We start from the raw sequence: 26305 nt of genomic DNA on the forward strand, positions 1-26305 counted from the left end.
CCGTACAGTTGGTGCTGGTGTTGTAGCGAAAGTTATCGCTTAATCAGTCAAACTTTAAGTTTAAATACGAATTGTATTTGACTAACGACTACTAAAAAGGGCATCATTTGATGCCCTTTTTCTACGCTGAACAAAATTGAGTCATTTTTTTGCTAATTTTTGTGCTATTCAGTGAAGAATTGTATTAGATATTTATCTAATTTATTTAGTTCATGACCCGTCATGAGACTAATGAGTTAGCCCTGCAGTAGCGGGGTTATTGTCGTTTAAAGTAAAACTTTTCACAGGTTTGTATATGAAAGCCAAAGCTGAAACTCATGAGAGCTCAAAAGCGGCAGATGCTTTTAAGTGGTTCATCACTTTTGCACTGTTAGCGGCAGCTGTCGTGGGAAATTACCTGTATGGTGATATGTCTGTTGCGATTCGTGCGGCAGCCGTTGTTATCTTAATTGCTGCTGCACTCGGTGTCGCTGCATTAACAACGAAAGGTAAAGCTACGATAGTCTTTGCTCAAGAAGCAAAGCTTGAAGTTCGCAAAGTGATTTGGCCTACACGCCAAGAAACAATGCAAACTACATTTATCGTATTAGCTGTAAGTATTGTAATGGCTCTATTGTTATGGGGCATTGACGGCATTATGGTTCGTCTGATTGCTCTAGCAACTGGGGTGTAAGGGGTTTTAAAGATGAGTGAAGCACCAAAAAAACGCTGGTACGTTGTTCAAGCCTTTTCGGGCTTTGAAGGTCGTGTATCACAATCTCTTCGTGAGCATATTAAAATGCACGCTATGGAAGAATTCTTTGGCGATGTATTAGTCCCTACCGAAGAAGTGGTTGAAATGCGCGCAGGTCAGCGTCGTAAGAGTGAACGTAAATTCTTCCCTGGCTATGTATTAGTTCAAATGGTGATGAATGACGAATCATGGCACTTAGTACGCAGTATTCCGCGTGTTATGGGCTTTATTGGTGGCACCTCTGATCGTCCTGCTCCAATTACGGATAAAGAAGCTGATGCTATCTTAAACCGTCTAGAGCAAGCGAGTGAAGCTCCAAGACCTAAGACTCTATTTGAAGCTGGTGAAGTGGTTCGTGTTACAGAAGGTCCATTTGCTGATTTCAACGGTACTGTTGAGCAAGTTGATTACGAAAAAAGCCGCATAAAAGTGTCTGTATCGATCTTTGGTCGTGCAACACCTGTTGAGCTTGAGTTTAGTCAAGTTGAGAAATCAGATTAAAAACGAGAGTTTCTTTTTAAATAAGTTTTTTGCTTAAAAATCGAGCGAAAGACTTGTTTAAGGTGTGATATTTGTCTATAATTTCGCGCCTTTTTACAGGTATTCATGTAAAGCAAACGGGGAGCTGATTAATTAATTAGCGTTCGTACCCAATATTAGGAAATATAATGGCTAAGAAAGTAGAAGCTTATATCAAACTGCAAGTTGCAGCTGGTATGGCAAACCCAAGTCCACCAGTTGGTCCTGCACTAGGTCAACACGGTGTAAACATCATGGAATTCTGTAAAGCGTTCAACGCAAAAACAGAATCTGTTGAGAAAGGTCTTCCAATCCCAGTTGTTATCTCTGTATACAACGACCGTTCTTTCACATTTGTAACTAAGACTCCACCTGCTGCTGTTCTTCTTAAGAAAGCTGCTGGCGTTAAGTCTGGTTCTGGCCGTCCAAACACTGAGAAAGTTGGTACTGTTACTGACGCTCAGTTACAAGAGATTGCTGAAACTAAAGCTGCAGATATGACTGGCGCAGACATCGAAGCGATGAAGCGTTCTATCGCGGGTACTGCTCGTTCAATGGGCCTAGTGGTAGAGGGATAAGATCATGGCAAAACTTACTAAGCGTATGAAAACTATCCGCTCTAAAGTGGAAGCAACTAAAGAATACGAAATCAACGAAGCGATTGCTCTTCTTAAAGAATTAGCAACTGCAAAATTCGTAGAAAGCGTTGACGTTGCTGTTAATCTTGGCATCGATGCTCGTAAATCTGACCAAAACGTTCGTGGCGCAACTGTACTTCCACATGGTACAGGCCGTGACATCCGCGTTGCAGTGTTCACCCAAGGTGCAAACGCTGAAGCCGCTAAAGCAGCTGGCGCAGATATCGTTGGTATGGAAGATCTTGCTGAGCTAGTTAAGAAAGGCGAAATGAACTTTGACGTTGTTGTTGCTTCTCCTGATGCAATGCGCGTTGTTGGTCAACTAGGTACGATCTTAGGTCCACGCGGCCTAATGCCAAACCCTAAAGTTGGTACTGTAACTCCTAACGTTGCTGAAGCAGTTAAAAATGCTAAAGCTGGTCAGGTTCGTTACCGTAACGACAAAAACGGTATTATCCACACTACTATTGGTAAAGCCTCTTTTGAAGCAAACCAACTTCAAGAGAACTTAGAATCTCTTCTAGTTGCTCTTAAGAAAGCAAAACCTTCTTCAGCGAAAGGTACTTTCCTGAAGAAAGTAAGCATCTCTACTACAATGGGTGCTGGTGTTACTGTTGATCAAGCAAGCTTAGATACTAAAGCTAGCTAATTAATTTGCTTAGGCGTGAAATTTGTGTATAATTTTGCGCCTAATTGTGGTTGGAGTGTTGCTTAATTTGTCGTAAGACAGAGCAAATGATGCTTCCATCCAAGACCGTAGGCGTTTTATGCATTTTTATGGATAAAACTTAATCATACCTACGTAGATGGTGCCCGAACGGATGGTCGTATTTCATTGAAATATTCATTTGGGAATGCACCGTATGAACATTCATTAAATACTTAGTGAATGGTGTAACTACAACCAGGAGTAAATCCAAATGGCTTTAAATCTTCAAGACAAACAAGCAATTGTTGCTGAAGTTAACGAAGCAGCCAGTGGTGCACTTTCTGCAGTTGTTGCTGACTCTCGTGGCGTTGCTGTTGGCGCGATGACTTCTCTACGTAAACAAGCTCGTGAAGCGGGTGTTTACTTGAAAGTTGTTCGTAACACACTAGCTCGTCGTGCTGTAGTTGGTACAGACTACGAATGTCTAACAGACGTATTCGTTGGTCCTACTTTGATCGGTTTCTCTAACGAGCACCCAGGTGCTGCTGCGCGTCTATTTAAAGACTTCGCAAAAGAGAACAAAAAATTCGAGATCAAAGCTGCTGCATTTGAAGGCGCTATTACTGACGCTGATGTACTAGCGACACTACCTACTTACGACGAAGCTATCGCACGCCTAATGATGTGCATGAAAGAAGCTTCTGCTGGCAAGTTGGTACGTACTATCGCTGCTGTTCGTGATCAAAAACAAGAAGCTGCGGCATAAGCCCACTTTTATTTTGATTACCATATAAACTTATTGTTAACTTTAAAAGAGAATTGTTATGTCTATTACTAACGAGCAAATCCTAGACGCAGTTGCAGAAATGTCTGTAATGCAAGTTGTTGAGCTTATCGAAGCTATGGAAGAAAAATTCGGCGTTTCTGCTGCTGCAGCTGTTGTTGCTGGCGGCGCTGCTGCAGGTGATGCTGCAGAAGAGCAAACTGAATTTGACGTAGTCCTAACTGCTGTTGGCGGAAACAAGGTTTCTGTAATCAAAGCAGTACGTGGCGCAACTGGCCTAGGTCTTAAAGAAGCTAAAGGTCTAGTTGACGGCGCTCCAGCTCCGCTTAAAGAAGGCGTTTCTAAAGAAGAAGCTGAAGCTCTTAAAGCACAACTAGAAGAAGCTGGTGCTTCTGTTGAAATTAAATAATTTATATTTAATTTCTTAGCCGCAAGGCTAATGGCTGGTGGTTTTTTAACCACCAGCCTTTTTGCGCTGTAGGGTATAGGCTAATTTTCCCGCTGTTTAGGCGTCTATATTCAAGCAAAAAGCACTCCTAAGGTTCTGCTGAAATAATTTTTCAGATGAGGTTAGGATGTTACTACCAAAAACAGTGTTGTTAGTCACTGTCCCCGTGTTACCAATGTTGTTGGTTTCAACGTGTCTTGGACAGTTTGGGTCACTTATCAGCTAGCTGAGGAACCCCATGGTTTACTCTTATACCGAGAAAAAGCGCATCCGTAAGGATTTTGGTAAGCGTCCACAAGTTTTGGACGTTCCATATTTGCTATCGATCCAGCTCGATTCATTCGACAAGTTCATTGAACAGGATCCTGAAGGCCAATATGGTCTTGAAGCTGCCTTCCGTTCTGTCTTTCCAATTCAGAGCTATAACGGCAATTCTGAGCTGCAATACGTTAGCTACCGTCTTGGTGAGCCAGTATTTGATGTTAAAGAATGTCAAATTCGTGGTGTCACTTATTCGAAGCCGCTACGCGTTAAACTGCGCTTAGTCGTTTTTGATAAAGACGCACCAGCAGGTACCGTAAAAGACATTAAAGAGCAAGAAGTCTACATGGGCGAAATTCCGCTTATGACAGACAATGGTACCTTCGTAATAAATGGTACCGAGAGGGTTATCGTATCCCAGTTGCACCGAAGCCCAGGCGTGTTCTTCGACAGTGATAAGGGTAAAACCCATTCATCTGGTAAAGTTCTTTATAACGCACGTGTTATTCCTTACCGTGGCTCATGGCTAGACTTTGAGTTCGATCCAAAGGATAACTTGTACGTACGTATCGACCGCCGTCGTAAGCTACCTGCATCTATCATTTTACGTGCTTTAAATAAAACCACTGAAGAAATTTTAGATATCTTCTTTGAAAAAGTACGCTTTGAAGTGAAAGACCAAACTCTATTAATGGAGTTGGTACCTGATCGTCTACGTGGTGAAACAGCATCGTTTGATATTGAAGCAAATGGTACGGTTTACGTAGAAGCTGGTCGTCGCGTGACTGCTCGTCATATTCGTAACCTAGAAAAAGATGGCGTGGAATTCATTGAAGTTCCTGTTGAATACATCGTAGGTAAAGTAGCTTCAAAAGATTATATCGATGAAGCGACTGGCGAAATTATCGTTGCAGCAAACCAAGAAATTTCTTTAGAAGCGTTAGCAAACTTATCTCAAGCAGGCTATAAGCAACTTGAAGTATTGTTTACTAATGACTTAGACCATGGCCCATTCATGTCTGACACATTACGTGTTGACAGCACTACCGATCGCATTTCTGCACTAGTAGAAATCTATCGTATGATGCGCCCTGGCGAGCCACCAACCAAAGATGCTGCAGAATCTTTATTCAACAGCTTATTCTTTGCTGAAGAACGTTATGACCTATCAACAGTAGGTCGTATGAAGTTCAACAGCTCTATCGAACGTGAAGATGCTCAAGAACAAGGCATTTTAGACGAAACCGATATCATTGCTGTAATGAAGAAACTGATCGGTATCCGTAACGGTCAAGGCGAGGTCGATGATATCGATCACCTTGGTAACCGTCGTATCCGTTCTGTTGGTGAAATGGCTGAAAACCAATTCCGTGTTGGTCTAGTTCGTGTTGAACGTGCAGTGAAAGAGCGTTTAAGTCTTGGTGACTTAGACGCAATTATGCCTCAAGATCTTATCAATGCTAAGCCTATTTCGGCAGCAGTGAAAGAGTTCTTCGGCTCATCACAGCTTTCTCAATTTATGGATCAGAACAACCCGTTGTCAGAAGTAACGCATAAGCGTCGTATTTCTGCATTAGGTCCTGGTGGTTTGACGCGTGAGCGTGCCGGCTTTGAAGTACGTGACGTTCACGTAACTCACTACGGTCGTTTATGTCCGATTGAAACACCAGAAGGTCCAAACATCGGTCTAATCAACTCATTGTCAGCGTTTGCACGTTGTAATGAATACGGTTTCCTAGAAACGCCGTACCGTCGTGTTGTTGATGGGATTGTGACTGAAGAGGTGGATTACCTATCAGCGATTGAAGAAGGCCAGTTTGTTATCGCTCAGGCGAACGCACACTTGACTGATGATAGTCGTTTTGCTGATGAGCTAATCACTGCTCGTCAAAAAGGCGAATCAGGTCTTCACCCGCGCGATCATGTTAACTACATGGACGTGGCAACAAACCAAGTTGTATCTATCGCAGCCTCGCTTATTCCGTTCCTAGAACACGATGATGCGAACCGTGCATTGATGGGTGCAAACATGCAACGTCAAGCTGTTCCTACATTACGTGCTGATAAGCCGTTAGTTGGTACAGGTATTGAGCGTAATGTGGCGGTGGATTCAGGTGTTACAGCGGTCGCGAAACGTGGTGGTACAGTTCAATCTGTAGATGCGTCTCGTATCGTAGTTAAAGTAAATGAAGATGAGTTAGTACCTGGCGAAGCCGGTATCGACATCTACAACTTAACTAAGTATACCCGTTCTAACCAAAACACATGTATTAACCAACGCCCAACCGTACTGCCTGGCGAACGCTGTGCACGTGGTGATGTTATTGCCGATGGTCCTTCAACAGACCTTGGTGAGCTAGCGCTTGGCCAAAATATGCGTATCGCATTCATGCCTTGGAATGGTTACAACTTCGAAGATTCCATCTTGGTTTCTGAGCGTGTTGTTCAAGAAGACCGTTTCACTACGATTCACATTCAAGAGCTTTCTTGTGTGGCTCGTGATACCAAGCTTGGTAGCGAAGAAATTACAGCTGATATTCCAAACGTAGGTGAGTCTGCTCTGTCTAAACTAGACGAGTCAGGTATCGTTTACATTGGTGCTGAAGTGAAGGGTGGTGACATCCTAGTTGGTAAAGTAACCCCTAAAGGTGAAACTCAACTGACTCCTGAAGAGAAACTATTACGTGCTATCTTCGGCGAAAAAGCATCGGATGTGAAAGATACGTCACTGCGTGTACCTAACTCTGTTTCAGGTACGATCATTGATGTTCAAGTCTTTACTCGCGATGGCGTAGAAAAAGATAAGCGTGCGCTTGAAATTGAACAAATGCAGTTGAAAGAAGCGAAGAAAGATTTGACTGAAGAGTTCCAAATCTTAGAAGGCGGCCTATTGGCTCGTGTTCGTTCACTTCTTCTATCTGGTGGCTTCTCTGAAGCAAGACTAGATGCAATTGATCGCAAACAGTGGTTAGTACAAACACTAGAAGATGACACTCTTCAATCTCAGTTAGAGCAACTTGCTGAACAGTGGGATGAGATCAAAGCTGACTTTGATAAGAAGTTTGAAACTAAACGTCGTAAGATCACTCAAGGTGATGATCTTGCTCCAGGTGTGCTGAAAATTGTTAAGGTTTACCTTGCAGTTAAACGTCGCATTCAACCTGGTGATAAGATGGCGGGTCGTCATGGTAACAAGGGTGTTATCTCTAAGATTAACCCTGTTGAAGACATGCCATATGATAACAAAGGTCAACCTGTAGACATCGTGTTAAACCCACTGGGTGTACCTTCACGTATGAACATCGGTCAGATCTTAGAAGTTCACTTAGGTCTTGCTGCCAAAGGTATTGGTGACAAGATTAATCAGATGGTTAAAGAGCAACAAGAACTGGCTAAATTCCGTGAGTTCTTGCAAAAAGTTTATGACTTAGGTGATACACGCCAAGAAGTAAATATTGCTGAATTATCTGATGACGAAGTGCGTACTCTGGTCGGAAACTTACGTGGCGGTCTACCGATTGCTACGCCAGTATTCGATGGTGCAAACGAACCAGCAATTAAAGAATTGCTTGCTCTTGCAGACCTTCCAGTATCAGGTCAACTTGATCTGTATGATGGACGTACCGGTGATAAATTTGAGCGACCAGTAACTGTTGGTTACATGTACATGCTGAAATTGAACCACTTGGTTGATGACAAGATGCACGCACGTTCGACTGGCTCGTACAGCCTAGTAACTCAGCAACCACTTGGTGGTAAAGCTCAGTTCGGTGGCCAGCGTTTCGGTGAGATGGAAGTATGGGCACTAGAAGCATACGGTGCTGCTTACACGCTTCAAGAAATGCTAACTGTTAAATCTGATGATGTGAACGGCCGTACTAAGATGTATAAAAACATCGTAGATGGTGATCACAGCATGGAGCCTGGCATGCCAGAATCATTCAACGTATTGTTGAAAGAGATTCGCTCGCTAGGTATTAACATCGAGCTAGAAGACGAAGAGTAATTATTATTTATAGAAGTGCCGTTGCAATATTAAAGTAACGGCTGCTATTGATAACAAAGAACTCTCGGATTTAACCCGGTAGAAAAGAGGCGTTCAACTTGAGCGTCTCTTAACTCCTTACAGGAGCTGATTGTGAAAGATTTACTGAACTTTCTAAAAGCACAGCATAAGACCGAAGAATTTGATGCAATCAAAATCGGTCTAGCTTCTCCAGACATGATTCGCTCATGGTCTTTCGGTGAAGTTAAAAAGCCAGAAACTATTAACTATCGTACGTTTAAGCCTGAACGTGACGGTTTGTTCTGTGCGCGTATTTTTGGTCCAGTAAAAGACTACGAATGTCTTTGTGGTAAATACAAGCGCTTGAAACACCGTGGTGTTATCTGTGAGAAGTGTGGCGTAGAAGTTACACAAACTAAAGTTCGTCGTGACCGTATGGGCCACATCGAACTCGCTTCTCCAGTGGCACATATTTGGTTCTTAAAATCACTACCATCTCGTATCGGCCTATTAATGGATATTCCGCTACGTGACATCGAACGTGTTCTTTACTTCGAAATGTATGTAGTGACAGAGCCAGGCATGACTGATCTTGAAAAAGGTCAAATGCTAACGGAAGAAGAATATCTAGATCGCTTAGAAGAGTGGGGCGACGAGTTCGTTGCTAAAATGGGCGCTGAAGCGATCAAAGATCTGCTACACACCATGGACATGAACGCAGAAGCTGAGCAAATGCGTGAAGAGTTAGAAACGACTAACTCTGAAACTAAGCGTAAGAAATTAACTAAGCGTCTAAAACTGGTTGAAGCATTCATCGCATCAGGTAACAACCCTGAGTGGATGATCTTAACTGTACTACCAGTTTTACCGCCAGATCTACGTCCTCTAGTACCTCTAGATGGCGGTCGTTTTGCGACTTCAGATCTGAACGACTTATACCGTCGTGTGATCAACCGTAATAACCGTTTGAAGCGTCTTCTAGACTTAGCTGCTCCAGATATCATCGTACGTAACGAAAAGCGTATGTTGCAAGAATCTGTTGATGCGCTACTAGATAACGGTCGTCGCGGTCGTGCGATCACAGGTTCTAACAAGCGCCCTCTTAAATCTTTGGCTGATATGATCAAAGGTAAGCAAGGTCGTTTCCGTCAGAACTTACTTGGTAAACGTGTAGACTACTCTGGCCGTTCTGTAATTACAGTAGGTCCATACCTTCGTCTACACCAGTGTGGTCTTCCTAAGAAGATGGCACTAGAACTATTTAAACCATTTATCTACAGCAAGTTAGAAACTCGTGGCATGGCGACGACAATCAAAGCAGCTAAGAAAATGGTAGAGCGCGAAGAAGCGATCGTTTGGGATATCCTAGATGAAGTTATTCGTGAACACCCAGTTCTACTTAACCGTGCACCAACACTTCACCGTCTTGGTATTCAAGCATTCGAACCTGTACTTATCGAAGGTAAAGCGATTCAGCTTCACCCACTTGTGTGTGCGGCATACAACGCCGACTTCGATGGTGACCAAATGGCGGTACACGTACCGTTAACATTGGAAGCGCAGCTTGAAGCACGTACGTTAATGATGTCAACCAACAACATCCTTTCACCAGCATCTGGTGATCCAATCATCGTACCTTCTCAGGACGTTGTATTGGGTCTTTACTACATGACTCGTGACAAGATCAATGTTAAAGGTGAAGGTATGTACCTTGCTGGCCCTGAAGAGGCTGAAAAGGCATACCGTACTAAGACTGCTGAGCTTCACGCTCGCGTTAAGGTACGTATTACTGAGACTATCGTTGATGAAGATGGTAACAGCACAACCAATACTGCGATGCGTGACACCACAGTTGGCCGTGCAATGCTTTGGCAAATCGTACCGAAAGGCCTTCCTTTCGAGATCGTGAACCAGAAACTAGGTAAGAAGCAAATTTCTACCTTGTTGAATGAGTGTTACCGTAAATTGGGTCTTAAAGATACTGTTATCTTTGCTGACCAAATCATGTACACAGGTTTTGCATACGCAGCACTTTCAGGCGTATCTGTTGGTATCGACGATATGGTTGTACCTGCGGCTAAATACACTGAAATCGCAGAAGCGGAAGAAGAAGTACGTGAAATCCAAGAGCAATTCCAATCTGGTCTTGTTACTGCGGGTGAGCGTTACAACAAAGTTATCGATATTTGGGCGTCTACCAACGACCGCGTAGCAAAAGCTATGATGGATAACCTTTCTTTTGAAACCGTAGTTAACCGCGATGGCGAAGAAGAGCAACAAGAATCGTTTAACAGCATCTACATGATGGCTGACTCCGGTGCTCGTGGTTCTGCAGCGCAGATTCGTCAGTTAGCCGGTATGCGTGGTCTGATGGCGCGTCCAGATGGTTCAATCATCGAAACGCCGATCACAGCAAACTTTAAAGAAGGTCTAAACGTACTTCAGTACTTCATCTCAACCCACGGTGCTCGTAAAGGTTTGGCCGATACCGCACTTAAGACAGCAACTCAGGTTATCTGACTCGTCGTCTAGTAGACGTTGCTCAAGACGTTGTGGTTACTGAGCATGACTGTGGCACTTTCGAAGGCGTTGACATGATGCCTCATATCGAAGGTGGTGATGTTAAAGTTGCCCTATCTGAGCTTGCGCTTGGTCGTGTGGTAGCGGAAGACATCGTTAAGCCAGGTACTGAGCAAGTATTGATCCCACGTAATACTCTAATTGATGAGAAGTGGTGTCAGATCCTTGAAGACAACTCGGTTGATAAGATCAAAGTACGTTCAGTCGTAACTTGTGAAGCTGACTTTGGTTGTTGTGCAAACTGTTACGGTCGTGACTTGGCTCGTGGTCACAAGGTTAACCAAGGTGAGGCAGTGGGTGTTATTGCTGCTCAGTCTATCGGTGAGCCGGGTACACAGCTAACCATGCGTACGTTCCACATCGGTGGTGCGGCATCAACGGCAGCAGCAGAAAACAGCATTCAAGCGAAAACCACAGGTACTGTGAAACTTCACAATGCTAAGTTTGTTATCAACAAAGATAAGAAACTGGTTATCACTTCACGTGCCTCTGAAATGACCATCATTGATGAGTTTGGCCGTACTAAAGAGAAGCACAAACTTCCTTATGGTTCATTGCTAAGCAAAGGCGACAACGAAGCAGTGACTGCTGGTGATGTTGTAGCTAACTGGGAAGCGCACACCATGCCAATCATCACTGAAGTGGCAGGTCGTATCCAGTTCGTTGATATGATTGATGGTGTGACTATCTCTCGCCAAACTGATGACCTAACTGGCCTATCTTCGAGTGAAGTAGTAGACCCAGCACAACGTCCATCAGCGGGTAAAGATATGCGCCCAGCAATCAAGCTAGTTGATGCTCAAGGTAACGATGTGATGATCCCTGGTACTGATATGCCAGCGAACTACTTCTTACCGGGTAAAGCGATCGTTAACATTGAAGATGGCGCAGAAGTGGGCATTGGTGACACATTATCTCGTATCCCTCAAAAATCGAGTGGAAACAAAGATATCACCGGTGGTCTACCTCGCGTAGCTGACTTGTTTGAAGCGCGTAAACCAAAAGAGCCTGCGATTCTTGCTGAGCACACAGGTACTGTGTCGTTTGGTAAAGAAACCAAAGGTAAACGTCGTCTATTGATCACTCGCGAAGGCGGTGACGTTTATGAAGAAATGATTCATAAACATCGTCAGCTGAACGTATTTGAAGGTGAGAAAGTAGAACGTGGTGACGTCATTTCTGATGGTCCTGAAACGCCGCATGATATTCTACGTTTACGTGGTATTCACGCTGTAACTCAGTACATTGCTAACGAAGTACAAGAAGTTTACCGCTTACAAGGCGTTAAGATTAACGATAAGCACATCGAGACTATCGTTCGTCAAATGCTACGTAAGTGTACAATCACTCATTCAGGTGATTCTGACTTCTTAGAAGGTGAGCAAGTCGAGTTTTCACAAGTTAAAATTGCTAACCGTCAGCTTGAAGCTGAAGGCAAAGCACTTGTGCAATTCGAGCGTGACTTACTAGGTATCACTAAAGCGTCTCTAGCAACTGAGTCGTTCATCTCTGCAGCATCGTTCCAAGAAACGACGCGCGTACTTACTGAAGCTGCGGTTTCTGGTAAGCGTGATGAACTACGTGGCTTGAAAGAGAACGTAATTGTGGGTCGTTTGATCCCAGCTGGTACTGGTTATGCTTACCATCAAGAGCGTCAGAAAGAGCGTGAAGACCAAGAACAAGGTCCTTCTGCTGAGCAAGCAACTGACAATCTAGCTGCACTACTAAACGCTGGTTTCTCTGAAGAGTAATACAGTAAGTTAAGTAAGTTCAGACGCTTAAAAAGGCACCCTCGGGTGCCTTTTTTGTCTTTGTCATGTCAGAAATCCCTTGAATTGATATCACGATATTAGCCTTGTTAATTTTAAGGCGTATACTTGCCAATCGGTATTATCTTTTGTGGCGTTCTCATGCTTTATTTATTTCCCATCATTACCGTTTTTATTTGGGCAGGGAATGCCATCATTAATAAGATGGCATCAACCGTTATCGACCCTGGAGCCATTTCATTTTACCGTTGGCTGGTGGCATTTATTGTCCTAACGCCTTTTTTGATTGTGCCGACTTGGAAGAATCGAAAAGTGATTTTGCCTTATCTTTCTAAGTTGATGTTTCTTGCTATGCTTGGGATGGTGTTGAATCAGTCTTTAGGTTATTACGCAGGGTTAAGCACCACAGCATTAAATTTATCTTTGATCACTTCTCTGGTTCCTTTGATAGGGCTTTTTTTAAGCATCCCACTTTTGAATCAAAAGTTAACGTTATACGCGGTATTTGGTGCGGTGATTTCTTTCGTTGGCTTGATAATCATGTTGAGTCATGGAGATGTGAAAGGGTTATTTTCTCAAGGAATGAATCATGGGGATGTCCTCGTCCTTTTAGGGACAGTGGCTTATGCCTTATATGTTGTTCTTATTAAGCGTTGGAGAATGCCGATTTCAAATTGGCAATCTGTTTATGTGCAAGTGTGTTGCGCATTAGTGATGCTATTGCCTTTGTTTAGCATGAGCGAGCAGGTTCATCTTAATCAGCATACCGTACCTTTGATTCTATATGCAGGGTTACTGGCATCGATTATTGCGCCTTGGTGTTGGATGATGGGTATTGAACATTTAGGGGCAGATAAAGCAGCAATCTTTATGAACTTAATGCCAGCTGTTACCGCGGTATTTGCTAGTGTGATTTTAGATGAGCAATTAACCTTCTTCCATTATGTTGGAATGGCGATGATCATTGGTGGGGTGATTTTAGCTCAAAGAAGCAAAAGCACTCGGCCGGTCATGGCGAAAGTGCCACAAAAATAGTCTAAAAGAGGCAAAGCATCGTTTTTGGTTATTATCAAAATAACCAAAAACCGTGTGTTGAACGAGAATCCAACGCTCTTTATGCGCCTGGTGGGATCTCTAAACTTTCCGCAATCATTTGAATCAGTTGATCTTCAAGCTCAAAGCGATCTTCTAAAACCTCACCAATTTGAGACAGGTCAAATTCAAAATCTTCTAACTCATCTTCAGCATCGACTTCCGCGTATTTGTCGGTGTAATTCAGTAAGGGTTCAGTCGTTGTTACTATCTTGGCATAGGTTTGATCGATATCTTCGGTTGGAGAAAAACCGGTGGATTGCCATTTTTGCATGACCATATCGTAAATTTTGAAGTGACCTTCAGAAATGTAGTCAACCACATGCTGGCAAAAGTTTTGCAACTCGGCAGGCGAAGGAAGTTTAGTGAGAGCGGTTTTCTTATGCTGGCTTGGCTCGAATGCCGCCAGTTTCCAATATTCAACGATCAAATTTTGTCTGGTTTCTAGCCAATGGTCGATGACATCACTGGATCCGCCAAATTGCGCCTGAGTTTGTTTTAATTTATTTAGCATGGCTATATCCTCATAATTGCTAACGCCTTTGTGCGTGTAGCGGCTCTATTAGTCAATAGAGTGTCCTTTTGACAGTGTATACCATGTAGTTATATGAGTAATTATTGACCGCAAATCGATAAGCACTGGTATGAAATTAGATTGCCAGTAAAATGGTGGAACTTCAAGCAATGAGATCAGCCGATGTTAAAAAAAGATCAAAAAGTATACTGGTGTATCGTTGAGAACAGCGCGTTACATTTGCAAGACAAAACATTGCCTTATGCAACTGCTGAAGCATTGAACCTACCAACAGAGCATGCCATTTACATCGGGCAGTTGGAGGGAACACCGTGTTATTGGCTGAATGCGATTGATATCGACTTTGAGCTCGAGATGACGCCATTAAGAGATTTACTCTCCGAGCCGGAAGCATTATTTTTAATGGCAAGCCGAGCAGTGCAATATGGCCATATGGCAAGCTCTCAACGATTTTGTGCTCAATGTGGTGGTCGTAATCATCTTAACCACAATCAGATTGCTATGCAGTGTGGTGAGTGCCGTACTTTGCATTATCCTCGTATCTTCCCATGTATTATTGTGGCGATACGTAAAGATGACCAAATATTATTGGCCCAACATGCTCGGCATACCAGTGGTATGCACACAGTGATTGCTGGATTTGTTGAAGTAGGTGAAACGCTTGAACAATGTGTGGCAAGAGAAGTGAAAGAAGAAACCGGTATTGAAGTGACCAATATTCGGTATTTTGGAAGCCAACCTTGGGCCTTTCCATCGAGCATGATGGTCGCTTTCTTGGCTGATTATGCAAGTGGTGAGATTAAAGTGGATAAAACCGAGCTATCGTCAGCGGCTTGGTTTACCAAAGAGGCATTGCCACCGGTAGCACCAGAAGGCACTATTGCACGAGCCTTAATCGAACATACATTGGCTAATCCAAGTTGAGATAGACAAAACACGGCGTGATAGATAAAAAAAACCTCCGGGTTCGCCGGAGGGGTAAGTAAGATGTCGTTATGAGATGCTGAACATTCATGTGCTCGAGCTTGTTATCATTTTTATTAGCAATTAGATTGCTAGCCAACAAATTATTAACAAATAGCTCAGTTCAAGCAAATATCAAGAGAGTTTAATGTTCAGGAACATGATCTCTATTACAAACCATTAGCAAAATGTGCGCTGTGCAATGGTAGAATAAGCCAATACGAAACAGAATAAAGACTGCCCAATTTTAGGATAGAAAAATGACCGAATTAAAAAATGACCGCTACCTACGCGCTTTACTTAAAGAGCCTGTGGATTACACGCCAGTATGGATGATGCGCCAAGCGGGTCGTTATTTACCGGAATACCGCCAAACTCGCAGTGTAGCTGGCGATTTCATGTCGTTATGTAAAAATGCAGAATTAGCATCAGAAGTTACGCTTCAGCCATTGCGCCGATTCCCTTTAGACGCCGCTATTTTGTTTTCTGATATCTTAACTATTCCAGATGCAATGGGATTAGGCTTGTATTTTGAAGCCGGTGAAGGGCCTAAATTTGAGCGTCCAATTACCTGCAAAGCGGATGTCGATAAAATCGGCCTGCCTGATCCAGAAGGTGAATTGCAATATGTGATGAATGCGGTTCGCCAAATTCGTAAAGACTTGCAAGGTGAAGTGCCACTGATTGGCTTTTCTGGTAGCCCGTGGACCTTAGCAACTTACATGGTTGAAGGTGGCAGTTCAAAAGCGTTCACTAAAATTAAGAAAATGATGTACGCCGACCCGGCTATTTTGCATGCGTTATTAGATAAGCTGGCTGACAGTGTTATTGAATATTTGAATGCGCAAATCAAAGCGGGTGCACAATCTGTGATGGTATTTGATACTTGGGGCGGAGTGTTAACCCCGCGCGATTACAATGATTTTTCTTTGCAATACATGCATAAAATCGTCGATGGCTTAATTCGTGAGAATGACGGTCGTCGTGTTCCAGTTACCTTGTTCACCAAAAATGGTGGCATGTGGTTGGAAAAAATCGCGGCAACGGGTTGTGATGCAGTCGGTCTGGATTGGACGATTAACATTGCAGATGCAGTTGCGCGTGTTGGTGACAAAGTGGCATTGCAAGGCAATATGGACCCATCCATGCTTTATGCTCAGCCAGAGCGTATTCGTCAAGAAGTTGCTACCATTCTTGAAGGCTTTGGTGATGCTGGTACTGGTCATGTATTTAACTTAGGCCATGGTATTCATTTGGATGTGCCGCCAGAAAATGCCGGTGTATTTGTTGATGCCGTGCATGAGCTTTCAAAGCCGTACCATCAGAAGTAATGGTGATTGAATAAAATGAAGCGCAGCCAATTTGGTTGCGCTTTTTTTATATCTTGGGATCCTGTCATTTTAAAATGCAGACGAATGCACTGTTCTGAACAGTTTTTTAATCAGATCCGATCAGTTATGCTTAAATAGCGTAAGATGAAAAAATCAATGTGTGGATACTTACTTTTGAGCCGACGATTATGCAGTTGGAGACTTGTGGTGGTGGTTATTTAGGATGAAAGGCATGAAACGCAAGAGCAGACTTTCACTGACATGGTTCTCGTTAACCTTGTTTTGCTCATGGCCAGCATGGTCACAAGACACCAGCTTTCAGCAAGCATGGCAATCACTATTAAAAAATAATGATGGTCTTGCTGCTGAGCGAGCGGGCGTTGAACAAGCTCAATACAAGCAAGAAGCATTAGGTGCTTTGAATTTACCCAGCGTCACCCTCAGCGCTAACTATACTCGACTTGATGATGATGTGACGGTTTCTCCTTCGCAATTGGCAGACAGTACGTCAGTTGGATCGAGCGCTTTGACCCAAGCCTTTGATGGCATGCTCACTTCTACTTTGGTTGAAAAAGATATTTTTACCAGTTCGATTCGTGCTATTTGGCCAATTTTTACTGGAGGGCGCATTTCTGCCGCTCAAGACATTGCTTCAGCCCAATCTGATGAAGCAAAATATATGCTAGAAATGAAGCAGCAAGGTAAATTTGAAGATTTATCTAAGTACTATTTTGGCGTGGTATTGGCTCAGCAAGTTTTACTCACCAGACAAGACGTTGAACGAGGCCTGAAAGAGCATTTTGATCATGCCAAGAAAATGCAAGAACAAGGTCAAATCGCTCGAGTGCAACGTTTGCAAGCCGAAGTTGCGTACGACAAAGCCAAAGTGGAAACTAAGAAAGCACAACGTGATGTTGAAATTGCTCAAATGGCATTAACGCGTTTAATTAAATCCCCCTCTTTAGCCGAGCCTTCAACGAAGCTTTTCATCAATCAAAGCTTGCCACCGATGCAAGCCTTCTTAGATAAAACCCTTTCTGATTATCCAGGCTTAAATATCTTGGATGCCAAAGAGAAACAAGCCAATGGGTTGGTTGAGGTTGAGAAAGGTAAATATTATCCAGAAGTGTACGTATATGGTAATTACAATATTTATAAAGACGATACCCTAGTCGGTGACACGTCACCGGACTGGTTGGTCGGCGTTGGCGTGAGTGTGCCATTACTGGATACTTCAGGGCGTTCAGATAAAGTTGGTGCCGCTCACAGTGCCATTAAGAAAGTTGGTTATTTGAGAGCGCAAGCCAAGCAAGATTTATCCTTGCTGGTGGAAAAAACTTACCGTGAAGCCAATCAAGCATTAGAAGAATATAACGGTCTTGGATCGAATGTGGATATGGCGGAAGAAAATATTCGCTTGCAGAAAAAAGCTTTTAGCCAAGGGTTATCAACCTCGTTAGATGTGGTGGATGCTGAAATGTATTTAAACAGCATAAAAACCCAACGCTCCGCGGCTGCTTATCAATACGTGTTATCACTTTCTCGTTTATTAGCCGTCAGTGGTGAAGTGGACAGTTTCACGCAGTATCAACAATATCAAGGATTAGAGGTTCAATAATGCGCTCAACCAAATCTATCATTTTTGCTGTTCTTGCGATTGTTGTGATCGGCTGGCTAAGCTATACCTTTTGGTTAGCTTATCAGCCAAAAACAGAACGATTCCAAGGGCAAATTGAAGCTCAACAGTATTTGATTTCATCGAAGGTGGCGGGGCGCATTGAGCAAGTCTTGGTTAAAAAAGGCGATAGGGTGAAGCCTGAACAACCGATCTTTACGCTATTAAGCCCAGAGATTGAAGCAAAATTAGCCCAAGCAAAAGCCGCAGAAGGCGCTGCGGGTGCGATGGCCGATCAAGCCGAAACGGGGGCGCGTAGCCAAGAGATTGCCGCGGCCCAAGATCAATGGCGCAAAGCAAAAGCGGCTTCCGCATTAATGGAGAAAACTTATCAGCGTGTACAAAACTTATATAAAGATGGTGTAGTAGCAGAGCAAAAACGTGATGAGGCCTATACCCAATGGCAAGCGTCTCGTTATACCGAACGCTCGGCCTATCAAATGTATCAAATGGCGCAAGAAGGAGCGCGTGATGAAACTAAACGTGCCGCGAAAGCACAAGAGCAACAAGCGGCAGGTGCGGTTGCAGAAGTTGAAGCTTATGCGGCCGACACTAAAATAGAAAGTTGGCATAACGGTGAAGTCAGTGACATTTTGCTGCATGCCGGTGAGCTAGCACCGCAAGGTTTCCCGGTGGTGACGATTGTGGATATGAAAGATGCGTGGGCAATATTTCATGTACGTGAAGATAAATTAAAGCAATTCAAACAAGGCTCAGAAATTCAGGTATCGATTCCAGCTTTAGGTGACGGGCTTTACACCTTTATCGTTACGCATATTGCCGTGATGGGTGATTTTGCTACTTGGCGTACGACGGATTCAAACCAAGGCTTTGATATGCGAACCTTTGAAATGGAAGCTCGACCAATTCAGCCTATTGAGAACTTACGTGTGGGTATGAGTGTCTTGCTCGATTATCAAAGTGAGTAATTGATATGCTGGTGCGTGATCACATCACTCAAGAAATCAAAATCATTGGTCAACAACCTTGGCTGAAGGCGATGCTGTTTTGGTTACCGTTAACCATGTTTTTTGCATTATGGTGGGTATTCGCCAGTGGGACTGCGCGCGATTTACCTATCGGCGTTGTCGATTTTGAGCAAAGCTCGTTATCTCGAGGCTTAATTCGTTACTACGATGTATCACCAACCCTTGCAGTGACCCAAAGCTTTACATCGGTGCAAAAAGGCAGCGAGGCACTAAAGTCTGGCAATATTTATGCCTTAGTGGTGATCCCTAAAGGGTTAAATAAAGATGTATTATTGGGGCATCCACCGACGGTGACGACCTTTTACAATAGCCAATTTATCTTGATTGGTAAGCTAGTCAATGCTGCGATGCAACAAGCTCAGGGTACTTATAACGCGCAGATCAGCGCCGTTAAAAACATGAGCCACGGCAATGTTCCTCCACAACAAGCTTTAGCGCAAGCTGTGCCGATTCAAACTCAAATCACGGCTTTATTTAACAGTAATAGTCATTATGGACAGTTTTTGGTTTCCGCTGCGATACCCGCACTGTGGCAAATATTTATCGTGGCGACTACGGTTCTCAGTTTTGCCGTTGAGCAGCGTCGAAAAGGTGTGATTGATTGGCTTGGAGAGCACCCGACACAATCTATTTTGATCAAATTATTACCTTATACCATATTGTTCCTTGCGCAAGGTTTAGTCTTTTTATGGGCAATGTATGGTTGGTTAGAGTGGCCAATGCATGGCAGTTGGGGGATTCTATTGCTCGGGCAGTTTTTGATGGTGCTCGCATGCCAAAGTGTTGGGGCGTTATTTTTTATGCTCACTCAAGATGCCACCCGTTCCATGAGCTTTGTTGCGGCGTTTACTGCGCCGGCTTTTGCATTCATGGGGATTACTTTCCCCTCAACTGATATGCCGATGCTGGCGCAAATATGGCGTAATTTATTACCCGTTAGTCATTATATTGATGTGCAAGTCAAGCAGGTGAATAACGGAATAGGGCTCGATCAAGCGAGCGGGCAATTGTTGGTTCTCGCGTTATTTAGCAGCTTGTTGATTGTGGTGATATTTAAAGCGCGTGCACTTACCAATGGTACTCAGCGAGGACAAGCATAATGAGCTGGTGGCATGTGTTTCGCTGCGAACTAAAAACGATTTACACCAATCCGGCTTTATTGTTAACGGTTTTTGGTGGGATAGTGATGTACTCTTTTTTGTACCCATTGCCTTATAGCCAACAATTGCCCAGAGATCAGTCGATTGTGGTGGTTAATCTAGATAATACGTCAACCAGCCGAGAACTTGAGCGTATGGTTGATGCCACTCCGCAAGTGTCCATTACTCAACATGTTTATAGTTTGGAAGCGGCTCAGCAATTGCTTAATCAAGGTGATGTGCATGGCATCTTATTGATTCCTCGCCATTTCAGTCGCGACTTACTCTTAGGGAAAAGTCCAACCTTAGCTTATGCCGGCGATGCGGCCTATTTTTTAGTTTATGGTACGGTCGTTGAAGGGCTCGCAACCGCTGGGGGAACCTTATCCGCCAAAGCGAAAGTGTCTCGAATGGTCATGTCGGGGGAGAATTTAGTATTAGCTTCACAGCAATACGCGCCAATTCACTTATCCATGCAACCTGTATTTAATCCAACCAATGGCTACATTAACTACATTGTCCCAGCGGTCTTTGTGCTTATCTTGCATCAAACCTTGTTGATAGCGGCTGGTTTACTCGGCGGTGGGCAAAATGAACAAAGGCAAGCGAATAAAAAAGGCTATTGGAGTGAGTGCCAACCCATCGATTTATGGTCGACTCGCACGCTAATCCTATTACTGACGTATATCCCATTGGTGATGTATTACTTTGGTTTTAGTTTTGAGTTTTATGGCATTAGCAAACTGGCTTCAATTTGGCATTTATTTGCTATGACTTTACCGTTCTTATTAGCGGTGATTTTTACCGGTATGGTCATTGGCGAGCTCATTCCAAGGCGTGAAATCGCCACCGTGATTGTGGTGCTGAGTTCTTTACCTTTAGTTTTTTGTGCCGGCTTTGTGTGGCCAATCTCCGAATTGCCGAGAGTGTTGTATTGGCTAGCTCAGTTTGCACCATCCACACCTGCAATTAATGGTTTCCTTCGGTTAAACCAAATGGGGGCTAGCTTTGAACAAGTGTTGCCTTATTTTTGGCAATTATGGGTGCAAGTGTTGGTGTATGGAGCGTTAGCATTGTGGTTAATGAAACGAAAATCGACCGTTAACTCTATAGCGTAGTAAATCTATCCGCGTAATAGATAAACATATACCCTTCAATTATTCTGGGTATCATCACTTCAAATACTGATGCACTTGCTGTTGCAGATAAGGAATAACGTCTTGTTCAAACCAAGGGTTTTTCTTTAACCAAATATTGTTGCGCGGAGATGGGTGCGGCAAAGGAATAAATTTGGGCGCCCATTGCTGCCACGCTTGAACCGTTTCTGTCAGAGTGTTTGGCTTATCGTTTAAATAATATTGTTGTGCGTATTGCCCTATCAATAAAATGAACTCGATATTGGGCAGTTGCTCTAATAGCGCTTGGTGCCATTGTGGTGCGCACTCTTTACGTGGTGCTAAATCGCCACTTTTCCCTTTTCCTGGATAGCAGAACCCCATCGGCATAATCGCCAGTTTTTCGGGGTGATAAAAGGTTTCTTTATCGATTCCCATCCACTGCCGTAACCGATCGCCACTGGCATCATTGAAGGGAATGCCACTTTGATGAACTTTTAAGCCCGGAGCTTGCCCGATGATTAACACTTTAGCATTCGGATGAGCTTGAACCACAGGTCGGCAGCCGTGCTCTAGAAACGAAGCACAAGTTTGGCACTGTGATATTTTTTGCATCAACTCATCAAAGCTAAATGAGCCCATTAATAGCCTCGCTCGAAATTTACTTCATTTAATAGTGGTTGTTGGTTCATCCATCGTTGGACGTTTTGTTCAAATATCTCAAAGACTTGTTCGGGAAAGCTGGTGGCTGCGATATGCGGCGTGACGGTGACTTTAGGGTGTTGCCAATAAGGGTGAGTTGCGGCGATAGGTTCGACGGCAAATACATCCAAGAATGCATGGGCAACCCAGTGATGTTCCAACGCGACTAATAAGCCCTCATCATCAATCACATCGCCACGCCCAACATTAAAGAGCAATGCATCACGACAATGTGATAAATGTGATTGGTTAATCAGCTTACGAGTGCGCTGGGTGCTAGGTAGGGTATTCACGATGATGTCCGCTTGGCTTAGCGCGCTATCAAGCTCATCAATTGAATAACATTGCTCAAAGGTGCTTTCTTTAGGCGTTATGCCACTACGATTAACACCAATAACCAAAAAGCCTAACGCTGAGGCGGTTTGAGCAAGCTTAGCCCCTATTGACCCTGTGCCTAAAATGATCATTTTTTTGTTGGCAACGGATTGATAAGCGTGAGGCTGCCAGAGTGCTTGTTGCTGCTGCTGTTGATATTGCTGAAAATGTCGAAAGTAGCTTAATGAATAACCGAGCACATATTCACTGATCAGTTGGCCAAATATTCCCTTCACATTGGTGAGTTGATAATCTTTGCGTAATGACGGTTCGGTTAATGCATCAATCCCAGTAAAGGTTGATTGGACCCACGAAAGCTTGGGGAATTCATGCAATTGAGTGGCAAGCAGAGGTGGATCAGCCAGTATAATTGTGGCTTGTGTTTTATCATCCGTAATAGGCAGTGTTTTTAGGCTAGATTGCTGCAATAGCTGGCGGTAAACCTCGGCCTGATTTGACTTAATGTACAATAATGCCGGTTGCTGCTGGGGGGGGAACGTCATTTAATTAACCTTATTCGCTGCTTTTTTTATAAAATCGAATGCTTTTTCAAGTAAACGATTCGGTTATCAAGTACACTTCTGCTGTCTTTTTTTTGATTATGTTTTGAGTATTATGCTACAGAATCCTCTTCAAGTCCGTCTAGAAAAATTCGTTCCTTGGCAGCAAATGACGTTTATGGCCAGCCTGTGTGAACGCATGTATCCAAACTATGCCTTATTTTGTGAAAATACAGAATTCGCTGATGCACGAAAATATCGTGAAATCTTAGACAGCGTTTGGGAAATTTTAACGGTCAAATCCGCTAAAGTGAATTTTGAGCGTCAGTTGGAAAAGCTAGAAGAGCTGATCCCAAGCTCAGAAGAATTTGAGTTTTATGCCGTTTATCCTGCAATTGATGCTTGTATTGGTTTATCTATTTTATTGCATGCTTTATTGGATCGTGAAGAAATGTTCGAAGCCATGATCGATTTAAGTCAGCTTTCAGTAAAAACGGTCGCTCAATTAGAAGAAGCGCAAGGCTGTGATGAAATCACCAATGAAAATCAAAAGCAAAATGAAGCGGTTTGCCAAGAGTGGGACGTGCAATGGGCGCTGTTTCGTCCATTACGTGAAACTGAAATTCGTGACATTGACCTGATCAAAGAACTGCGTATTGAATTACGTGAAGAAGGGATCAGCAATATTGGCATCAGTATCGAGCATTAATCTTGTTAAAATTCACTCTAAAATGATATTCGCTATGAATGTTAGCCTTGCAATCCCAGGGGGGAACTAATAGCTTAAAATTCATAAATTTGTCATGGTTTTTACCGAAAAAATACAAAATGTGAGTTGAAGCTCAATTTAAGGTTAAAAAAGCGCCATAAGAGCAAAAGAATCGCCACAAACCTTTGCCAGGCGGGGCATTTATGCTTTAGAGTGAATTCAGATTTCTAAAACCAAATGAGAAGGGAAACCTAGAATGAACAAGACTCAATTAATCGATGCAATTGCGGAAAAAGCAGACTTATCTAAAGCTCAAGCAAAAGCTGCTCTTGAAGCAACTATTGGTGGTGTAACTGAAGCGCTTAAAGATGGCGATCAAGTTCAACTAATTGGTTTTGGTACTTTTAAAATTAACCACCGTGCAGCACGTACTGGCCGTAACCCTAAAACGGGTGCAGAGATCCAAATTTCTGCAGCAAACGTTCCTGCATTTACCGCTGGTAAAGCACTAAAAGACGCCGTTAAATAATTCATCTTCACGGCTGATTGCAACTCGCATCCTGCGGTTGTTTGCGTATATACTACGTTGAGTTTGTTCTCAACGTAGTTTTTTTATGAAGCGCCTAATTCTTCCTGTTATCTCTCTCCTCTTACTTGCTGGCTGTTCGTCGTGGCAAAGTAAATTTAGTGGCTCTGTTGAGCCGGTTAACCTTTCTGGTGGCGCTTATGATGGCCAAGATAAATCGTTCTATTGGTTAACTCGTGCGCTTTCTAGCCCAAGAAGTGCCTCTGATTATGTTCAACAGCCGGATCGTGCTTGGTATAAAAGTAGCTATCAATGGCAAGATGGCACGTTAAAAGAGATCGTACGAGAAGGTGAAATGCGCCAGCCTGATCAAAGCCTAAAGCCATTTCTGGTACACATACGTTTCAGTGCTGATGGCGAAGCCATTTATCAACGCTATCGAGTGGACAATCAAATCTTGCCTCTTAATCAAAGTGATTTAAAAAGATATTCTCAAGATGCGGATAATTTGGTTGAAAAAGTAGATGATCTTAATTCCCAAGGCTTGTCGTTAGTTCAAGGGGTTTGGGATGGCAATACTTTTGAATCTTGTGATGGTGTGCAATATAAAAATGTGGACTATCAAGAAGCGTCGTTACCCATCACGGTCGTTGAGCGTTTAAATGACTTCACCAGCTATGCCGCCTTTATTGGCACTCGTGATAAGAAAAGTAAAACAGTGGTGGTCAATAACTTGTTAGTGCTTGATAAAGCCAGTCACGGCTGTATAGAGCGTTCTCATTTAATTTTAAAATAAAGCTTACCTCTAAACCGAAACATGAAAAAGGCGCTTTACAGTGGATTTCTGTAAGCGCCTTTTTATCATTCATCTGCGTGGATTAGCTTGTTCGCTTAGCCTGCTAGATGAAGAGTATTATTTTTCCGCTTGCTCGCGAGCAATGGCGCGGTAGCCAATATCGTTACGATGGAACATACCATTCCAGCTCACTTGTTTGGCGAGCTCATACGCACGTTGCTGTGCGTCTAGAACTGAATGGCCTAATGCGGTCGCACATAATACGCGTCCACCATTGGTCACGACATCGCCCGCTTCATTGTTGCTAGTACCTGCGTGGAAAATCTTCTGATCTTCAACATCTGCGCCAGTTGGCAAGCTGATCACATCGCCTTTCGCGTAATCGGCAGGGTAACCGCCAGCAGCTAAGACAATACCGATGGAAGCGCGTGGATCCCAATGAGATTCCGCTTCATACAATTTTTCATCAATCGCCATTAAACACAATTCAACGAGATCTGACTGCATACGCATCATAATAGGTTGTGTTTCTGGGTCACCAAAGCGGCAGTTGTACTCAATTACTTTCGGTGTGCCGTCGGCCATGATCATTAGGCCAGCGTAAAGGAAGCCAGTATATGGGTAGCCTTCTGCATCCATGCCGCGAACCGTTGGGTAAATCACTTCTTCCAACACACGCTCATGGATTTCAGGGGTCACCACTGGTGCAGGAGAGTATGCACCCATACCGCCAGTGTTCGGGCCGGTATCTTGGTCGCCGACACGTTTGTGATCTTGGCTGGTGGCCATAGGCAGTACACTTGAACCATCGACCATCACAATAAAGCTGGCTTCTTCACCATCAAGGAATTCTTCAACCACTACGCGGCTGCCGGCTTCACCAAACGCGTTACCTGCTAGCATGTCTTGAATTGCATCTTCGGCTTCTTGCAACGTCATCGCGACAATCACGCCTTTACCAGCAGCAAGACCATCGGCTTTAATCACAATAGGTGCGCCTTTCTCGCGCACATAAGCCAGTGCTGGCTCGATTTCAGTGAAGTTAGCATAATCAGCGGTTGGGATTTTATGACGTGCTAAGAAGTCTTTCGTGAACGCCTTAGAGCCCTCTAGCTGTGCTGCCGCTTGAGTTGGACCAAAGATTGGCAGCTTGGCTTCGCGGAAGGCATCAACCACACCAATTACAAGCGGTGCTTCAGGGCCAACGATGGTCAGTTCAATGCTGTTGTTTTGTGCAAACTCAACCAAGCCTGCGATATCTTCAACGCCAATGTTGACGTTTTTAAGCTTAGGCTCAAGCGCAGTACCGGCATTACCAGGGGCAATGAATACGGTTTTAACGTCAGGGTTTTGTGCTGCTTTCCAGCCTAGCGCGTGTTCGCGGCCGCCGGCGCCAATAATTAGAACATTCATTTATTTTTTCCTTTGATAGCTGCGCCCTACATCCTATTTCTGTGTCAAGTGTGCTCAT

At 43.6% G+C, this 26305-nt stretch carries 21 protein-coding genes and 1 pseudogene; 18 read left to right on the plus strand and 4 right to left on the minus strand.

The window, feature by feature from the left end:
- Positions 1–295: 295 nt before the first annotated feature.
- The 9 genes and pseudogenes from secE to A1QC_RS01265 all read left to right on the plus strand — a co-directional run bounded on the left by secE (position 296) and on the right by A1QC_RS01265 (position 13422).
- Complete coding sequence (secE, locus tag A1QC_RS01225; RefSeq protein WP_017026545.1) at positions 296–673, plus strand: preprotein translocase subunit SecE; 378 nt, start codon at positions 296–298, stop codon at positions 671–673.
- Between the two features lie 12 nt (positions 674–685).
- Positions 686–1234 (plus strand): transcription termination/antitermination protein NusG, encoded by a 549-nt coding sequence (nusG, locus tag A1QC_RS01230; protein WP_017026546.1) that lies wholly within the window; start codon positions 686–688, stop codon positions 1232–1234.
- A gap of 167 nt (positions 1235–1401) precedes the next feature.
- Positions 1402–1830, plus strand: a complete 429-nt coding sequence (rplK, locus tag A1QC_RS01235; protein WP_017026547.1) for a 50S ribosomal protein L11 — start codon at positions 1402–1404, stop codon at positions 1828–1830.
- 4 nt (positions 1831–1834) lie between these two features.
- Positions 1835–2539, plus strand: a complete 705-nt coding sequence (gene rplA / locus A1QC_RS01240; RefSeq protein WP_017026548.1) for a 50S ribosomal protein L1 — start codon at positions 1835–1837, stop codon at positions 2537–2539.
- A 271-nt stretch (positions 2540–2810) separates the two neighbouring features.
- Positions 2811–3305: a 50S ribosomal protein L10 gene (gene rplJ, locus A1QC_RS01245; RefSeq protein ID WP_017026549.1), complete on the plus strand. Its 495-nt coding sequence runs from the start codon at positions 2811–2813 to the stop codon at positions 3303–3305.
- Between the two features lie 58 nt (positions 3306–3363).
- Positions 3364–3732, plus strand: a complete 369-nt coding sequence (gene rplL / locus A1QC_RS01250; protein WP_017026550.1) for a 50S ribosomal protein L7/L12 — start codon at positions 3364–3366, stop codon at positions 3730–3732.
- A 277-nt stretch (positions 3733–4009) separates the two neighbouring features.
- Positions 4010–8038 (plus strand): DNA-directed RNA polymerase subunit beta, encoded by a 4029-nt coding sequence (gene rpoB / locus A1QC_RS01255; RefSeq protein WP_017026551.1) that lies wholly within the window; start codon positions 4010–4012, stop codon positions 8036–8038.
- A 132-nt stretch (positions 8039–8170) separates the two neighbouring features.
- Positions 8171–12369: pseudogene (gene rpoC, locus A1QC_RS01260) on the plus strand (DNA-directed RNA polymerase subunit beta').
- Positions 12370–12528: 159 nt separating this feature from the next.
- Entirely contained in the window at positions 12529–13422 is an 894-nt protein-coding gene (locus tag A1QC_RS01265; protein ID WP_026026011.1) for a DMT family transporter, read from the plus strand.
- 79 nt (positions 13423–13501) lie between these two features.
- Here the strand turns inward: A1QC_RS01265 and A1QC_RS01270 are convergent, their stop codons facing one another.
- Positions 13502–13993: an Rsd/AlgQ family anti-sigma factor gene (locus A1QC_RS01270; protein ID WP_017026553.1), complete on the minus strand. Its 492-nt coding sequence runs from the start codon at positions 13991–13993 to the stop codon at positions 13502–13504.
- Positions 13994–14176: 183 nt separating this feature from the next.
- Here A1QC_RS01270 and nudC point away from each other — a divergent pair, with 183 nt between their 5' ends.
- The 6 genes from nudC to A1QC_RS01300 all read left to right on the plus strand — a co-directional run bounded on the left by nudC (position 14177) and on the right by A1QC_RS01300 (position 21229).
- Complete coding sequence (nudC, locus tag A1QC_RS01275) at positions 14177–14938, plus strand: NAD(+) diphosphatase (protein ID WP_017026554.1); 762 nt, start codon at positions 14177–14179, stop codon at positions 14936–14938.
- Positions 14939–15237: 299 nt separating this feature from the next.
- Complete coding sequence (hemE, locus tag A1QC_RS01280; RefSeq protein ID WP_017026555.1) at positions 15238–16308, plus strand: uroporphyrinogen decarboxylase; 1071 nt, start codon at positions 15238–15240, stop codon at positions 16306–16308.
- 232 nt (positions 16309–16540) lie between these two features.
- Positions 16541–17926 (plus strand): TolC family protein, encoded by a 1386-nt coding sequence (locus A1QC_RS01285; RefSeq protein WP_017026556.1) that lies wholly within the window; start codon positions 16541–16543, stop codon positions 17924–17926.
- A complete protein-coding gene (locus A1QC_RS01290) occupies positions 17926–18912 on the plus strand; it encodes an HlyD family secretion protein (protein ID WP_017026557.1) in 987 nt (328 codons plus the stop codon). The genes A1QC_RS01285 and A1QC_RS01290 overlap by 1 nt, the downstream gene beginning before the upstream one ends.
- A gap of 5 nt (positions 18913–18917) precedes the next feature.
- Entirely contained in the window at positions 18918–20072 is a 1155-nt protein-coding gene (locus A1QC_RS01295) for an ABC transporter permease (protein ID WP_017026558.1), read from the plus strand.
- Positions 20072–21229 carry an ABC transporter permease gene (locus A1QC_RS01300; RefSeq protein ID WP_017026559.1) on the plus strand — a complete coding sequence of 386 codons (1158 nt, stop codon included), beginning with the start codon at positions 20072–20074 and terminating at the stop codon, positions 21227–21229. The genes A1QC_RS01295 and A1QC_RS01300 overlap by 1 nt, the downstream gene beginning before the upstream one ends.
- A 54-nt stretch (positions 21230–21283) precedes the next feature.
- Here A1QC_RS01300 and A1QC_RS01305 read toward each other — a convergent pair whose 3' ends face one another.
- A complete protein-coding gene (locus A1QC_RS01305) occupies positions 21284–21868 on the minus strand; it encodes a uracil-DNA glycosylase family protein (RefSeq protein ID WP_017026560.1) in 585 nt (194 codons plus the stop codon).
- On the minus strand, positions 21868–22806 hold the full coding sequence (locus A1QC_RS01310) for a D-2-hydroxyacid dehydrogenase (protein WP_017026561.1): 939 nt from the start codon (positions 22804–22806) through the stop codon (positions 21868–21870). The genes A1QC_RS01305 and A1QC_RS01310 overlap by 1 nt, the downstream gene beginning before the upstream one ends.
- A gap of 112 nt (positions 22807–22918) precedes the next feature.
- Between A1QC_RS01310 and A1QC_RS01315 the strand changes: the two genes are divergently transcribed.
- The 3 genes from A1QC_RS01315 to A1QC_RS01325 all read left to right on the plus strand — a co-directional run bounded on the left by A1QC_RS01315 (position 22919) and on the right by A1QC_RS01325 (position 24834).
- Complete coding sequence (locus tag A1QC_RS01315; RefSeq protein ID WP_017026562.1) at positions 22919–23512, plus strand: YjaG family protein; 594 nt, start codon at positions 22919–22921, stop codon at positions 23510–23512.
- 256 nt (positions 23513–23768) lie between these two features.
- Entirely contained in the window at positions 23769–24041 is a 273-nt protein-coding gene (gene hupA / locus A1QC_RS01320; protein WP_017026563.1) for a nucleoid-associated protein HU-alpha, read from the plus strand.
- A gap of 85 nt (positions 24042–24126) precedes the next feature.
- Positions 24127–24834, plus strand: coding sequence for a DUF1481 domain-containing protein (locus A1QC_RS01325; RefSeq protein WP_017026564.1), 708 nt, complete (start codon positions 24127–24129; stop codon positions 24832–24834).
- 117 nt (positions 24835–24951) lie between these two features.
- Here A1QC_RS01325 and purD read toward each other — a convergent pair whose 3' ends face one another.
- Positions 24952–26247, minus strand: coding sequence for a phosphoribosylamine--glycine ligase (gene purD, locus A1QC_RS01330; protein WP_017026565.1), 1296 nt, complete (start codon positions 26245–26247; stop codon positions 24952–24954).
- Between the last annotated feature and the right edge of the window lie 58 nt (positions 26248–26305).

Source organism: Vibrio rumoiensis 1S-45, from assembly GCF_000286955.2.
In the GTDB taxonomy this organism is placed as follows: Bacteria; Pseudomonadota; Gammaproteobacteria; order Enterobacterales; family Vibrionaceae; genus Vibrio; species Vibrio rumoiensis_A.